The organism is Vibrio sp. HS-50-1 (assembly GCF_024747315.1).
GTDB lineage: Bacteria > Pseudomonadota > Gammaproteobacteria > Enterobacterales > Vibrionaceae > Vibrio > Vibrio diabolicus.
In genome coordinates this window covers 262,574-276,142 of the sequence record NZ_JAMPZF010000001.1, presented here as the reverse complement: position 1 = coordinate 276,142, position 13,569 = coordinate 262,574, and the positions used below count along the sequence as shown (strand labels likewise).

General features: G+C 44.9%; 16 protein-coding genes. 15 read left to right on the top strand and 1 reads right to left on the bottom strand.

Annotation, left to right across the window (positions count from 1 at the left end; genetic code table 11):
- The first annotated feature begins 10 nt into the window (after window positions 1–10).
- The 15 genes from NDJ01_RS01230 (at window position 11) to NDJ01_RS01160 (ending at window position 12,149) form a co-directional block, all read left to right on the top strand.
- Entirely contained in the window at window positions 11–199 is a 189-nt protein-coding gene (locus NDJ01_RS01230; RefSeq protein WP_017635439.1) for a hypothetical protein, read from the top strand.
- On the top strand, window positions 192–473 hold the full coding sequence (locus tag NDJ01_RS01225; RefSeq protein ID WP_017821180.1) for a putative phage tail assembly chaperone: 282 nt from the start codon (window positions 192–194) through the stop codon (window positions 471–473). Before NDJ01_RS01230 ends, NDJ01_RS01225 begins: the two co-directional genes overlap by 8 nt.
- Window positions 474–505: 32 nt before the next feature.
- Complete coding sequence (locus tag NDJ01_RS01220; protein WP_017821181.1) at window positions 506–658, top strand: DUF6890 family protein; 153 nt, start codon at window positions 506–508, stop codon at window positions 656–658.
- 30 nt (window positions 659–688) lie between these two features.
- Window positions 689–2,668, top strand: a complete 1,980-nt coding sequence (locus NDJ01_RS01215) for a phage tail tape measure protein (protein ID WP_258501053.1) — start codon at window positions 689–691, stop codon at window positions 2,666–2,668.
- Complete coding sequence (locus NDJ01_RS01210; RefSeq protein ID WP_258501052.1) at window positions 2,658–2,999, top strand: DUF2590 family protein; 342 nt, start codon at window positions 2,658–2,660, stop codon at window positions 2,997–2,999. The genes NDJ01_RS01215 and NDJ01_RS01210 overlap by 11 nt, the downstream gene beginning before the upstream one ends.
- Window positions 2,996–4,201: a baseplate J/gp47 family protein gene (locus tag NDJ01_RS01205; RefSeq protein WP_258586108.1), complete on the top strand. Its 1,206-nt coding sequence runs from the start codon at window positions 2,996–2,998 to the stop codon at window positions 4,199–4,201. The genes NDJ01_RS01210 and NDJ01_RS01205 overlap by 4 nt, the downstream gene beginning before the upstream one ends.
- The gene (locus NDJ01_RS01200) at window positions 4,194–4,790 is read left to right on the top strand and encodes a phage tail protein (protein ID WP_017635434.1); all 597 of its coding nucleotides are present in this window, start codon (window positions 4,194–4,196) and stop codon (window positions 4,788–4,790) included. The genes NDJ01_RS01205 and NDJ01_RS01200 overlap by 8 nt, the downstream gene beginning before the upstream one ends.
- A gap of 6 nt (window positions 4,791–4,796) precedes the next feature.
- Window positions 4,797–6,575 carry a phage tail protein gene (locus NDJ01_RS01195; protein WP_258586107.1) on the top strand — a complete coding sequence of 593 codons (1,779 nt, stop codon included), beginning with the start codon at window positions 4,797–4,799 and terminating at the stop codon, window positions 6,573–6,575.
- 3 nt (window positions 6,576–6,578) lie between these two features.
- Complete coding sequence (locus NDJ01_RS01190) at window positions 6,579–6,980, top strand: hypothetical protein (protein ID WP_048625789.1); 402 nt, start codon at window positions 6,579–6,581, stop codon at window positions 6,978–6,980.
- Window positions 6,977–7,867: a hypothetical protein gene (locus tag NDJ01_RS01185; RefSeq protein ID WP_053306644.1), complete on the top strand. Its 891-nt coding sequence runs from the start codon at window positions 6,977–6,979 to the stop codon at window positions 7,865–7,867. The genes NDJ01_RS01190 and NDJ01_RS01185 overlap by 4 nt, the downstream gene beginning before the upstream one ends.
- Window positions 7,861–8,334: a DNA-binding protein gene (locus NDJ01_RS01180; protein ID WP_258586106.1), complete on the top strand. Its 474-nt coding sequence runs from the start codon at window positions 7,861–7,863 to the stop codon at window positions 8,332–8,334. Before NDJ01_RS01185 ends, NDJ01_RS01180 begins: the two co-directional genes overlap by 7 nt.
- Window positions 8,331–9,584, top strand: a complete 1,254-nt coding sequence (locus NDJ01_RS01175; RefSeq protein ID WP_258586105.1) for a hypothetical protein — start codon at window positions 8,331–8,333, stop codon at window positions 9,582–9,584. The genes NDJ01_RS01180 and NDJ01_RS01175 overlap by 4 nt, the downstream gene beginning before the upstream one ends.
- A gap of 73 nt (window positions 9,585–9,657) precedes the next feature.
- Window positions 9,658–9,972, top strand: coding sequence for a hypothetical protein (locus tag NDJ01_RS24775; protein ID WP_258586104.1), 315 nt, complete (start codon window positions 9,658–9,660; stop codon window positions 9,970–9,972).
- A 234-nt stretch (window positions 9,973–10,206) separates the two neighbouring features.
- On the top strand, window positions 10,207–10,740 hold the full coding sequence (locus NDJ01_RS01165) for a hypothetical protein (protein WP_258586103.1): 534 nt from the start codon (window positions 10,207–10,209) through the stop codon (window positions 10,738–10,740).
- Window positions 10,741–11,519: 779 nt separating this feature from the next.
- Complete coding sequence (locus NDJ01_RS01160; RefSeq protein WP_047010070.1) at window positions 11,520–12,149, top strand: DsbA family protein; 630 nt, start codon at window positions 11,520–11,522, stop codon at window positions 12,147–12,149.
- Window positions 12,150–12,224: 75 nt separating this feature from the next.
- On the opposite strand, the gene NDJ01_RS01155 is transcribed toward NDJ01_RS01160, so the two are convergent.
- A complete protein-coding gene (locus NDJ01_RS01155) occupies window positions 12,225–13,550 on the bottom strand; it encodes a Na+/H+ antiporter family protein (RefSeq protein ID WP_258586102.1) in 1,326 nt (441 codons plus the stop codon).
- Window positions 13,551–13,569 lie beyond the last annotated feature (19 nt).

The window sequence follows — 13,569 nt, the reverse complement described above, 5'->3', positions numbered from 1 at the left end:
GCAGGTGTTCATGAAATTGCCACCTGCTGGAATGTTGGTGCCCTGTTCAAAACCACAAGTTCAAGGGACATGGCCAGAAGTGGTTACCGACGACATTCCCAAGCTGAAAAACGCACTGACTGAGTGTGATAACCAGATTGAAGATTATTTGCAATGGCGTGCTAAGCACGAAAACAAGAAGAGAAGTAAAAATGACTAAACCTACCTTTACATCAAAACCTGTCGTAGTCGCTATCGGTGGCACTGACTTCGTATTTACGCCAACGGTACAGGATGCAAATAACTATACCAATGACATGATGCCTAACAACAAAGTCGCGCCTGCCTATACGTACTTAACGCGTACCGTGAACCCAGAGCAAAAAGATGAGCTCACTGAGTTACTTGATAGCGTTCCTGGCTTAACTATCGAGCTTTATGCCACGGTCAGTAACGCTTCTAAAGGTGGTATCGAAATCACACTAAAAAAATAACAGATAGGGCAAAGCGGATTGAAGATAATCCTTTGGAACAAGCCTTTGCCCTTCGTCGTCATTTTTTGCCGAGTGAGCCAGACGACGAAAGAAGTTTAAGTCGCGCTATCTGGCTGGACAAACACCAGTTCGAACGCGAAGAAAGAGCGGTAATGAGTGCTATCAGCCGACTGTTTAGTCATTAACAGACATAAAGAGCGAGTGAGTATTACGCGATGAGCATGGAAAAACTGTTGATGCACATAGCGTTGGTTGATCAAGTCACCAAGCCGTTGCAGGGGATTACTAAAGAAGTACAAGCTTCGATGGATGCTGGTAAGCAAGGCATGCAAAACATGGCGGCAGGTGGTGCTGGTTTAGTCGCCACGGGCTTTGCTATTCAAAATGCGCTGATGCCAGCGATTGAAATGGATAGAAAGCTAGGCGAAGTGAAGTCGTTAGGGGTTCTGGATGAGGATCTCACTAAGCTTTCAAAGACCGCACTTTGGACATCGGCACAGTACGGGAAATCCGCCACAGATATTGTCGGCGCCTCATATGATATCAAGTCAGCATTTGGTGATATTGATGGAGACAACCTTTCTGACATCACCAAAAGCTCTGCCGTTTTAGCTGCTGCGACTAAGGCTGATACAGCAACCATTACGGATTATATGGGCACCATGTATGGTGTTTTCAAAAATCAAGCTGATGAAATTGGGGTTGGAATTTGGTCCAAACAAATTGCCGGCATGACTGCGCAGTCTGTTGAAATGTTTAAGACTACAGGCGCAGGCATGAGTAGTGCTTTCACTAGCATCGGAGCGAATGCGACCAGTGCAGGAGTTGCTATCGAAGAGCAGATGGCGATTTTAGGCACCCTTCAATCAACCATGAGTGGCAGCGAAGCGGGTACCAAATACAAAGCATTCTTAGCGGGTGTGGCCAACGCTCAAGATAAGCTCAATTTGTCGTTTACCGATAGCCAAGGTCAGATGCTGCCTATGCTAGATATTCTTGAACAATTGAAAGGTAAATATGGTGACACCTTAAGTGTTGCTGAAGCGGCTGATTTGAAAAAGGCATTCGGCTCAGAAGAAGCCGTTAGCATGATTAAGTTATTAATGGCTGATACCGAAGGACTCGCAGGCAGTATTGACCAACTTGGTCAAATCGAGGGAATGTCGAAGGCTGAGCAAATGGCCAGCACCATGACAGATCAGTGGGAACGGTTAGAAGCGGCATGGTTTGCGGTTCGTGCTGCGGTATTTGGTGCGATTCTTCCTTCAATCAATTCAGTTGTAGGCACCATGGCTGACGGCTTAATGGTGATTGTTGGTTGGACGGACCAATTTCCTTGGCTTGCTGAAATTCTTGGCTATGTCGCTATCGCAGGCCTGTCTCTTGGCGGGGTGATTGCAACATTGTCGCTTGCCATGGGGATCGGGCAAATGATGTCTGCTGGTTGGACGGTTACCATGACGAGTTTAAATAGCATCATGAAACTACTGCGTATTAGTACGCTGGCGAGTACTGCTGCTGCATGGCTATTTAACGCCGCGCTTTGGGCCAACCCGCTAACTTGGGTTGTCGCTGGTATAGCGCTGCTTATAGGTGGTATTGCTGCGGCAATTTATTGGTGGGACGACTTAACCTCCGCGTTTAAAGATACGGCTTGGTTTGATGTTATTGCTCATGCTATCGAAGGGCTCGTTGATTTACTCAATATGATCCCAGGTGTTGATATTGAACTGGGGAGCCAAATTGAAACGCCAGAGATGACAACGGCCGTCCAAGCTGAACACAGTACTCCTATATCACAGAACCTAACTCCGGGTGATGCGTCAGAAGTTAAGCAATTAGAACTACTTCAACCTCAAATGAGTTACGAGTCTGCGATAGCGACGAACCAAGACGTTTATGGATATAAGCCAGAGCAAATGGCGCCGTTCAAAATTGCAGAAAGCCAGGTTATTTCTCAGCCAAGCATCAACGTTGAAGCTCCAAATCTAGATACTCAATCGCCTCAACCGTTTATCGAATACAAAGGGAAGAGCAACGAGCCACGATTGCCTCCTCAAGTGGTGAACAATATGAAAACAACCAATCACAGTGATGCTAGTCGAGTTAGCTCTTTTGGCGACGTGTATATCACTGCCCCTAACGGAATAACACCAGACCAATTAGCCGAGTGGGATGAGCTCAATGTGGGGTAACGACTTAACAGAACGCAAGCACTACAACGATATCAAAGTGGTCGAGGGTGGCTGGGATATGGACGCAGGCCAACAGCCTAAAGAGTGCAGTGATTTATACAGCATCGCGCAGGACATTAAGCACGCGATCATGGAATCAGGATTGGCTCGCCAATTGGTTGCAGAAAGAAACCCAGCGTTACGCGCTGATGTAATGGTGCAAATTGAGCAACTTGCTGAGAGAGATGTAAGAGTGGTACCGGGTTCAGCGACAGCAAGAGAAACAGAAACTGGTGATATCACCTTAACCGCTAAGGCTTATGAATATGGGGAACTTGAGGTGAAAGTATGAGTAAACGACCAAGTACGGATTTTGTTCAGGTGCTAAGTGAATCGGGTGTTCCAGTTACCGAAAAGGACTTTGAAACCAAACTAAAACAAGAAGTCGTGGGGGCTGGTAGTAAGGTTTCGAATGACTCCGAAATGTCACCGTTTTGGCGTTGGGTTCGCGCTGCAGTGGTCACGCCATGTGTTTGGCTGATTAGACATCTATTGGCTCAGCACGTTATGCCCAATATGTTCGTGGCAACCGCTGAGCGTTGGGCTCTGGACCTAAAGGCTTGGGAGCACAATATCGCGCCGAAAGTAGCTCAAAGAGCACAAGGCTACATCACACTAACTAAAGCAAATGCTGCTGATGCGGTGACGATTGAAAAAGGAGCGGTTATTCAAACGCTACCTATAGATGGCGTTATGTATAAAGTTCGAGTTATCGAGCCTGGAATCATCGAGGCTGGTCACTTAAAGGGTAAGGTACTTGTCGAAGCGCTTGAAGCGGGCTCCGCGTTTAACTTGCCGGCGGGCTATTTCAACATTATTCCTGAAGCGATACCGGGCATTGTTGATGCGGTGAATGAACCTGACTGGCTCTCTGTACTCGGTGCTGACGCAGAGACTGATGAAGAGTTAGCGCTTCGTATTCAAAATGCCTTTACTAGCTCTGGTGAATGGCACATCGATGATGTGTATCGCTCTATCATCGCCAGCGTAGCGGGGATCCGAAGTGATAACATCTATTTTAGAAATACAGGGGACATAACTCCTGGTTCAGCAGAAGCATTGATTTTGATGGAAGTGGGGCCAACCCCGCTAACCGTTCTTGAACAGCTAAATGACCATATAATGTCTAAAGGGCATCACGGTCACGGTGATGTACTTACCTGTAAAGCCATTCCCGATACGAAACATGAGATCACGGCGGATGTCGTCTTAGCTGAGAACTTAGACAGCGCCACCAAAGTGAATGAACTTCTTGAAGTGGAAGAGAGGATTAGAGCGGCTTTTCGAGAAACAGCAGCTTATCCAGAAATGACACGCGCGAAACCTGAGCATCGTTTTAGCTTATCTTTGCTTGGTTCTGAGATACATACCAACATGACGGAAGTTGAATCGGTAAGGTTTACCGTAGACGGAAAAATCCAAAAAGACATTATCAGCAAGCTAGAACAGCCTCGCTTGAAATCACTCACAGTTAAGGAACTCGTGGATGTCTGAGTCTCGAAATTACGACCAAAGCCGACATTCCCCTCGCTTACCAGAAATTGTGATCCCATGGTGGCAGGACGGAAGAACGACGGCGGATGAAGTCAAAGAACCTCACTTTTTATCTAAAGGCGTTTTTTCATTCTTCCAGATAGTTTGGAGCAGTCTGCTATTTCCGCTTCGCCAAATGGATGCGTTGACCTGTAACGAAAAAGCATTGGAATTAATGGCATGGGATAGAGATATCAAAAGGTTTGAGAGTGAGCCACTTTCACTGTTTCGAAAGCGAGTGAAATACGCAGAAGTGAACGCCAAAGACGCAGGTAGCGTAGCGGGTTTCAAGCGGATTTTTGAAAGGCTAGGCATTGGCATCGTTAAGTTCAAAGAGCGTCAAAGCGAAGTTCAGTGGGACGTTTGTACTATTGAGCTAAGTGATGGCGATATCTCGCAAAACAGCAAGTTGGTTCAAGTGCTCATAGAGCAGTATGGGAGAACTTGCCGTCGATATCGATTTGAAGTTGTTTATCCCATTCAGGTGCACATTCGTACGGCCTGTTTCAGCCAAAGTCAGCAGCTATTTAGTGCAAAACTAGAGGAATAATACAGTATGAGCCAAACCATTATCCCTGCTCAGTTTGAGCGCTATTTAGTGGATAAAATTACAGCGGGTAGTACAACAGACATGAACGAGTTTGTGTTTGCTCATATTCCTAACTTAGACGCTGAATCACCGATTGACCGTGCCCTAGGTCTGCCTAGTGAAGCGTATATCGTGCATCGTCAAAAAGTGGACCAGGCTGCGCGACTTAATAGTAATACGTTGGTGTATTCCGTCATTCTTCAGTCAACCACACCGAGTTTTAAGTTCAATGCGATTTACCTCCATGACAAGCATGTTGAGAACTCCTGTGGCTTGATCGTGTATAAGAACACGGAAACTAAAGAAGAAAACATGACCACTATTAAGTCCGTCGCGCAGGAGTACAGTGGCGCTGCAGCGATAGCAAATATTCATGTTGATCCAGGAACTTGGCAGATAGATTTTCATGGGCGCTTAATGGGCATTGATGATGATTTACGTTTGGCGAATCTCGACCATTATGGCCATTCGGCCTTTGTTCGTGGCTGCTCGGTCGTCGCTAAAGGAAAGTCAAACACGTTTGTTGTTAGTCCCGGAGTTGTTTATGTCTCAGGGTTACGTGTTGAGCTGTCAAAAAAAGAGGTGGTGGTCAGTGATGGCGTTCCCTGCGGCTTGTACTTAGATGTGGTACGCCAAGGCAGCGCACTCTCTCGTTGGGAAAACATAGCAACGGTAAAAAGCTCAAAAACAGAACTCAGTAATTACGTTGATGAAAACGGTCAACAGCATTACATCGCCCGACTTGCTGGCATTGATTCTCATGGCAATGTTACTGATTGGCGCGTGTGGGATGTTATCACTCAGCAACAAGCTGAAGCTGGTGAGGATGAACACCGTAGCCTATGGAGTGCAAAACGAGTCTTTCAGTCTGTCGCGTCATACATCAACAAGAATGTTAAGAATGCCACTAAAACAGCCTCCGGTTGGATGAGTGCAAGCGATAAGAAAAAATTAGACGGGATTCAGAGTGGGGCTCAAGTCAATGTAGCAACTAACTTGAGCGTGTCTCGCAACGCCAATTCTCAAACGGTTAATAGCTCTACGGGTAAAGATGCCACTTTAAGTGCCGCAACAACATCGAGCGCCGGGGTGATGACCGCAGCAGACAAGAAGAAGCTGGATGGCATACAAGCTGGAGCGCAAGCGAATATCGCAACTAACTTGACGGCATCTCGCAATGCCACAACTCAAACGATCAAGAGTTCTACAGGTAAAGATGCGGTTTTAAGTGCCGTGACGGCATCTCATGCAGGGGTAATGACGGCAGCAGATAAGAAAAAGCTCGATGGAGTTGCCACTCAAGCTACGAAAAATCAAACAGATGCACATTTAAAGAACCGAGCTAATCATACGGGCACTCAAGCGATTTCTACTATTAGAGGTTTACAAGAAGCACTCAGTAGTAAATCAAATACAAAGCGGTCAATTTTGTGGAATGGAAGAGCGCCAGGTAATACGAAGCTAAAAACGTCAGAGCCTATTACAAACTTCGACTTCTTGATAGTGACAGCCGAAGGTGGTTATGCAGCAGCGTCAGGGCTAAGTCTGAGCGCGATTGTTGATGTTCAATTAGCAATGGAGCTGGGCCAGTTTTATGTCATCTTGCAGAGTGATGGCAAGTACGGGTTTACCTTGACATGTAAAGAAGTTCAATCAGTTAGAGGTGGTACTTCTCTAAAATACGATGGTGTGACCGCCTATTCAGGTCAGCATTATTTGAGAAAGATTGTGGGCGTTAAGGTGTAAGGCATGGATAAAGAGAAAATATATGGATTAGTGGGAACGGGGTGCTTTCAAGTTATCGGAGGTACCCCTCCGCATGGATGGATAGAGATCCCTTCACCACCCGAAAAGTTGCCCGCTGTCTTGCAATCAAATGGCATATGGACATATCCAGATGCAGTTTCTGGTAGAGAAGAGCCAGCCATTTTTGCTGAAGCAGAAAATCAGTGGGTGGCACATGAAATGGTATATGTGGATAGACAAGTCACATTACATGAAGACTCCGATCCTCGTTCTACGCTAACTGCTTCAGTTTGGAGAAGTTACCGGAGAGCGCTGCGCGACTACGTAAAGGATGGTGTAGTAACGATGGCCATTCGACCACAACGCCCTACAGAGAACTCCATGACAATTGAAGGCCGCTTATGACTTGGCACTTATCCCCATTAAATTGGCCAAGTTACTCGCAGAGCATTCAAACCAAGACTGAGTCAGTGACAGACGCAGTCGGCGCCGTAATGAATGAAGCGATTAACCGGTTAACCAACCATACAAGTGACGCCAATTACGGGCGTCACTCTTTAAGTGAAGAGGCGAGCGCTTTGCTTAAGCTGCGTAGTGAACTTCAATCCTTACTTGTCTCAGGAACCGTACTTACAGTGTCGCCATATCAGTTTCAAGTGGGGACCCGTTTGGACTCGGGGTGTTATCTCAATCCTAGTACTGCAATTAAAACGTTATCTAATAAGCTGCGGGATTACGCTGATAGGCACCGACCAAATGGCCATCTTCATGGCATTGCGATAATGGTAACGGCCTCTCAATTGAATCAATTCTCTCGGCAGCTCATTGAGCTTACATCATTGTTTCCAATGCCTGAGTGGTGCCAAGTAGCTAGGCAAAGTCATGCTTTAAATACCAATGACGTTGATAAGTTCCATCAACCTGCAGCGATCGCTCTACCACGCTTTAAGCCGATGGCTTTACTCAACGCTAACCCATTACATGATGCTTTACATTGGCAAGGTGCCCAAGTAGCTACGCTAGAGTCATTAGCAGACGATGACCATCACGTAATTGACAAGTTGCAGTTACTAGCAGCGAAACGCAATAAAAAGATGGAAGAAATCAAGGCTCAGCTCAACGCCCTGAAGAACTTGAAAGGAAGTATCTATGCATTCTCCGTGGAGGGCAATGCGGAAAGTATAGCGACACGATTGAATCAAGCGGGAACGCCCAACAATCATCAATTTACATTAGCAAGCTTATTGCTTAGCTATGAACCTATGACGTTTTTTGAGGAGCTATTATGCTAGCTCTAGATGGTGTGCCAATTAACTTAGACTCAATGACCGTTGAAATGTCCATGGAGTTTAAAGACCAGGACATGAGTGGGCAGTCTTCTGGTACTGATGTGGCAGAGCAGGGTGACAAAGGCAAAAAGCTTACCTTTAGTGGTCGTGTTCCTTTCATTCGTATAGAAACACTGACCCAACTTTATACGTTTGCTTCAGATAAAGATGAGTCGAATGCTAGGCGTATTTATCGAATCGGCAATGACATTGCGCTCGCACTTAAAATTCGCAATGTGAAGTTCACTGGGCGTATTCAAGCAAGAGAACATGAAACTCTACAGGCTTGGAATGTTTCTTTTGAGCTTCGGGAGTACAACAGTGTTGCCGAACAAAAAGAGCAGCGGATTAAAGCGCAAAGCAAGCCTGAGCAGCGAGAAAATACTCGGTTGAAACAGGCACTCATCACCGCAGAGGAGGCGACTCAATGAAGTTAGAGAAGCGCTTGTATATAAGCGGCGAAGAAGTCAAATTGACAAGTAACATGGTGAGCTTAAAGCTTTCTTTGGGTAGTGTGGCCATCTTTGAAATTGAAGCAACGCAACCCCTGAAATTATTCGAGCCAGTGCGTTTTGATATTGGATATGAAAACAAAACGTCGCCTTGGTTTGAGGGCTATGTTGATAAAATCCAATCTACAGTCAATGGCTACCAAAAAATCACAGTAAAAGAACTGACAGGTATTTTGAGTAAACGTTGGTCTCTCAGCTTAGAGCATCCAAATGCCGAGCAAGTTGTTGATGCGCTCTCTCACCTTACTGGTCTTGAGTTTCATCTGCCTAATAAAGAATACATGAAGACCGCGATCCCAAACTTTGTTTGCCAGGGAACGGGTTATCAATGTTTAGATCAGGTCGCTAAGGCTTTTTCTATTCCTGACTGTGTTTGGTTTCAACATACTGACCAGGTAGTTTACTTTGGCTCCTATCAAGATAGCCATTTCAACGGCAAACCAATGCCACTACCTGAAGAGTTTACGAGTCGTCAAAATGGTAACAGTGTCACCTTTGTTCCGTTTCCTATGCTTAGACCAGGTCGTGTTGTGAATGGTAAGCGAGTTAATCGGGTTGACTTAATACAGGATGATATGACCGCATATTGGAAAGCTGAGCAGTCTGAAGTCATACCTAAAAAGCGAGAAACACTACAGCATTTTCCTGAATTAGCTGCGGGCTTTCACTTGCCAAAGTTCGGGCGAGTCGAAACGGTCAGAGACAGTGCGACGGCGGGTAAAGTATCTGATCCATTTCGGCCAAGACTCTCTGTTGATGTGCAAGTTCTAGATGAGAATTTGCAACCAGATAGTAACGTACCGGTTTATCGCTCGATTCCACTGCCGGTTAACATGAGCGGACATGAGTCCGGATTGTTAGCGTATCCATTAGAAGGGACATTGGTTGAAATTGCTTTCGCTTATGGTCGAAGCGATAGACCCATCATACGTGGCGTTTATGGACGTGAATATGCGCTTCCCTCAATAGAGCCTGGTGAACAACTACAACAGCAACGTGAAGAAGTGAGTTATCGAGTCGATGCCGCAGGAAATACAACACTGCAGACTGACCAAACTCAAAATCAGAGAGCGTTTGGTAAGTTAGACCAATTTGAACGGTATAAAGGTGAGTTTGGCCAGCATCAGCTTTTTGTAAATGAGCACAGCACTGAAGAAGTGAATTGGTAAGAAGCTTATTGAAGCGCTTGGCGCTATTAATTTGTTGTCAGGAGATGATCTGGTGTTAGGAAGCTTGGGTAACATGCAAACGGCTACCGCTGGCGAACTGATTGAGACTATCGGAAAATTTCGCCGAAGTATTGCCGCTGAGCACCAATGGCTTCAATCACCTAAGACTTGGATAGGCTCTAAGCAAGAGAATGTGTTGATTCTTTTATCGGAGCTAATGCAGGTGGTTAAAGAATTGGCCGACACTTTAGCAACGCATACACATAGCGGTGTAGCACCAGGACGAGCAAGCACCAAAACACCAGTCCAAGCGAATGATATTGTTGGCCATGGGGAGGATAGTATGAAATTGAAGGGAAGACTCGAACCGATAACACAAACAAGCTAGTTGCCCAACGGGTGGGGGATAACCCACTTGGACTTTAATGTTGATAGCTTAACAATTGTTATCCATATATTAATTAGGCTTATTACCTTCTTATGCCATGTTTTTGATAGACAAAATAACCATTTTGTAGGGAGATTCGCTGGAATATTCCTTTAAGAATAATAACTGTTTGAAATTATTGTTATTCTCTTTCCTATTTTTGTATTTAAAGAACCATTAAGTAGGGGCAAGGGGATGACAATCAGTACTCTAGTAGCTGCAGCATTTGTAGTGGTGGGTTTGTGTCTCGCGTTTAAAAAAAACACTCAAAATAAGAGGATCTACAAAATGTTTGAGGACTGGAATTGGTGGGTAGAAATTGTCAACGAAGACCACAAACCTTGGCTCTCTGGTAAGGTGGTTAGAAAATCGAAAAATTACCAGTTTGCTATCGTTGGTTGCTTGAAGAGAGATAGTTTAGATACGGAGTTATTGAATAATCTAGAAACTAAGTTTGGGGCATTGCCGGACTTTGTACCTTGCCAGTGTCTCATTCTAGACGCTTCAACGCTTGTGCTTGGGGGAGTCGAAGATGATAAAAAAGTTGCTGAGCTTTACCACTGTATCCCAACTAAACAATCAAGTTGCGTGAAGCTAGTTATTCAAGATTCAACCATTGTTCTTCCCGAAGACGATGAAGATCTGAACCAATTCGAGCTGCTATGGAGCTGCTCTGAAATGCAGTCCGTAGGACAAGGTGATGATGAAAGCAAGTTTAAGGCATATTAGCACACATAAAGAACTTGATTTTCACACAATCAACGCAGCCATACGGCTGCGTTTTTTATGTTGGTCTCAAACTAAAGCTACAAGCCCTATGGCGATGAACGGTTATGAACTCGCGGGACAGACTGAGCGGATGACAAAATCCGCACTCTCCTCACCCGCCTGCGAGGTTTTTCGATCAGTTTTTTTTCAGTTTTTGTGTACTGAAATTTAGTGGGGAGAGTTCCTAGAGTGTCTCGTGGGAAACCATATATATAGCGGGGCTTGCGAGAGAATAGAGCAACTTAGAGCCTAGACTGAGAGTGTTTTGAAAATTTCAAAGATTGAAAATATTTTCAGTAAATTCCAATTTTAATGATCTGGAAAGATCAAAGTGACTTTTATAAGTGCATGAAAAATAAGTGTTGTTCAGAATTTTGTGAGAAATGTAGATGATCAGGTGAGCGAAGATAAGATCTGATTAAGAGGGCATAGAGCCTTACTCGATAAGGCTTTAGAGCGAATTATTAAGATAAAGCAGTTTTTCAATTTATGAGACGGTATAATTAAACTCAGATGTCAAAATCACTGTGCAGTTAACGGGACAAAACCGCTGTTTACGTGTTGATGAAGAAGAGGGGAACGAGTGAGTGCTGGACCTATATTGTTATCAGGGTTACAAGCAAAACTCGTTAACTCTTAAGCAGAAACCAAGCAATAAGATTTAAATGTGTCGCCACTTTATCGCCATTTATTATTCTTGTTTCATTTAACTAATTGATTTTATAGGTTAAAAAATTAAAGTGGATATAAAGCTTTACTACGTGCATGACCCAATGTGCAGTTGGTGTTGGGGTTACAAACCGACGCTTGATAAATTGAAACAGCAACTGCCAGGCGTTATTCAGTTTGAGTATGTGGTGGGTGGTCTTGCGCCAGATACTAGTTTGCCGATGCCACCAGAGATGCAACAAAAACTCGAAGGTATTTGGAAGCAGATTGAGCGTCAGTTGGGCACCAAGTTTAACTACGATTTCTGGAAGCTTTGTACGCCAGTAAGAAGCACTTACCAATCTTGTCGCGCAGTTATCGCTGCGGGCTTTCAAGATTCTTATGAGCAGATGCTAGAAGCGATTCAACATGCGTATTATTTACGTGCGATGCCTCCTCATGAAGAAGCGACTCACTTGCAGCTAGCTAAAGAAATTGGTTTGAATGTTCAGCAGTTCAAGAACGATATGGACGGCTCTTTCTTAGAAGGTGTGTTCCAAGATCAACTGAGTCTTGCAAAGAGCCTAGGCGTGGATTCTTACCCTAGCTTGGTTCTTCAAATTAACGACGCTTATTTCCCGATTGCCGTGGATTATCTGTCAACAGAGCCTACCTTGAAACTGATACGTGAGCGTATTATTGACAATATGCCAGCGCAATAATCGCGATTTCAAATAACAAAAAGCCGCTCAATGAGCGGCTTTTTCGTAACTAAGAATATCCATCAAACAACGGTACTAAAGCACCATTGCAGCAATCCAACCAAAGATGATCAGTGGAATGTTGTAGTGAATAAAGGTTGGAACAACCGTTTCCCAAATGTGCTCATGCTGACCGTCGGCATTTAGACCAGATGTAGGGCCTAATGTAGAGTCAGAAGCAGGAGAGCCTGCATCACCCAAAGCGGCAGCAGTACCAACTAGCGCGATTGTTGCCATTGGCGAAAAACCAAATGCCAACGCGAGTGGAACGTAGATTGTCGCCAAGATTGGAATGGTTGAAAACGATGAACCAATGCCCATTGTTACTAGCAGGCCAACGATCAGCATCAGTAGTGCTGCAAGCGGCTTATTATCACCAATGCTGGTAGAGAGAGACTGTACTAATGTCTCAACGCCACCTGTTTGCTTCATTACCGCAGCAAAACCTGCGGCAGCGATCATGATGAAACCAATCATAGCCATCATATGCACGCCTTTTGTGAAGACATCGTGCGTTTCTTTCCAGGCAATCACACCGCCAAAAGTAAACAACATAAAGCCAGCTAGAGCACCAATAATCATTGAGCCAGTGTAAAGCTGAACACCCAATGCGGCGACAATACCAAGAGCGGCCACCAAGATGTGCTTTTTATTGATAGCATGATCTGTCTCGTGAACGACAGTCAACTCCGTTTCTTCGTAGATGCGTGGTTTACGGTAGCTAACAAAGATTGCCAGCAATAGACCAAACAACATACCAGCACCTGGCAGTAACATTGCAGTTGGAACTTGGCTTGCAACCACGTTTTCCAAACCGTTGTCATGTAGGTTCTTTAATAGAATGTTGTTTAAGAAAATACCGCCGAAACCAACAGGTAAGATCATGTAAGGTGTGATCAAACCAAAGGTAAGAACACACGCAACCAAACGTCGATCGAGCTTAAGTTTCGCAAATACGCCCAAAAGAGGTGGAATCAAAATTGGAATAAAGGCGATATGGACCGGAATTACGTTCTGAGATGACATAGTGACAAGAACGAGCGCGACTAACACCGCGTACTTTAACCCGGTAGTTGACGCCGAGTTTTCTTTACCATTTAAGCGCTTGATAACACTTTTTGCCAGTAGGTCCGTGATGCCAGATTTAGAGATGGCAACGGCGAAAGTACCTAACATTGCGTAGCTTAGAGCGATAGTCGCACCGCCACCTAAACCACTTTCGAACGCGGCAACTGTGTCTCCAAGGCTCATGCCTGCGACAAGGCCACCAACGATGGCACTAAACGTGAGGGCAACCACCACGTTTACGCGCATCAATGCTAACACGAGCATGACGCACACTGATATAACGACAGGATTCATACTTTTCCTAATATGTTGT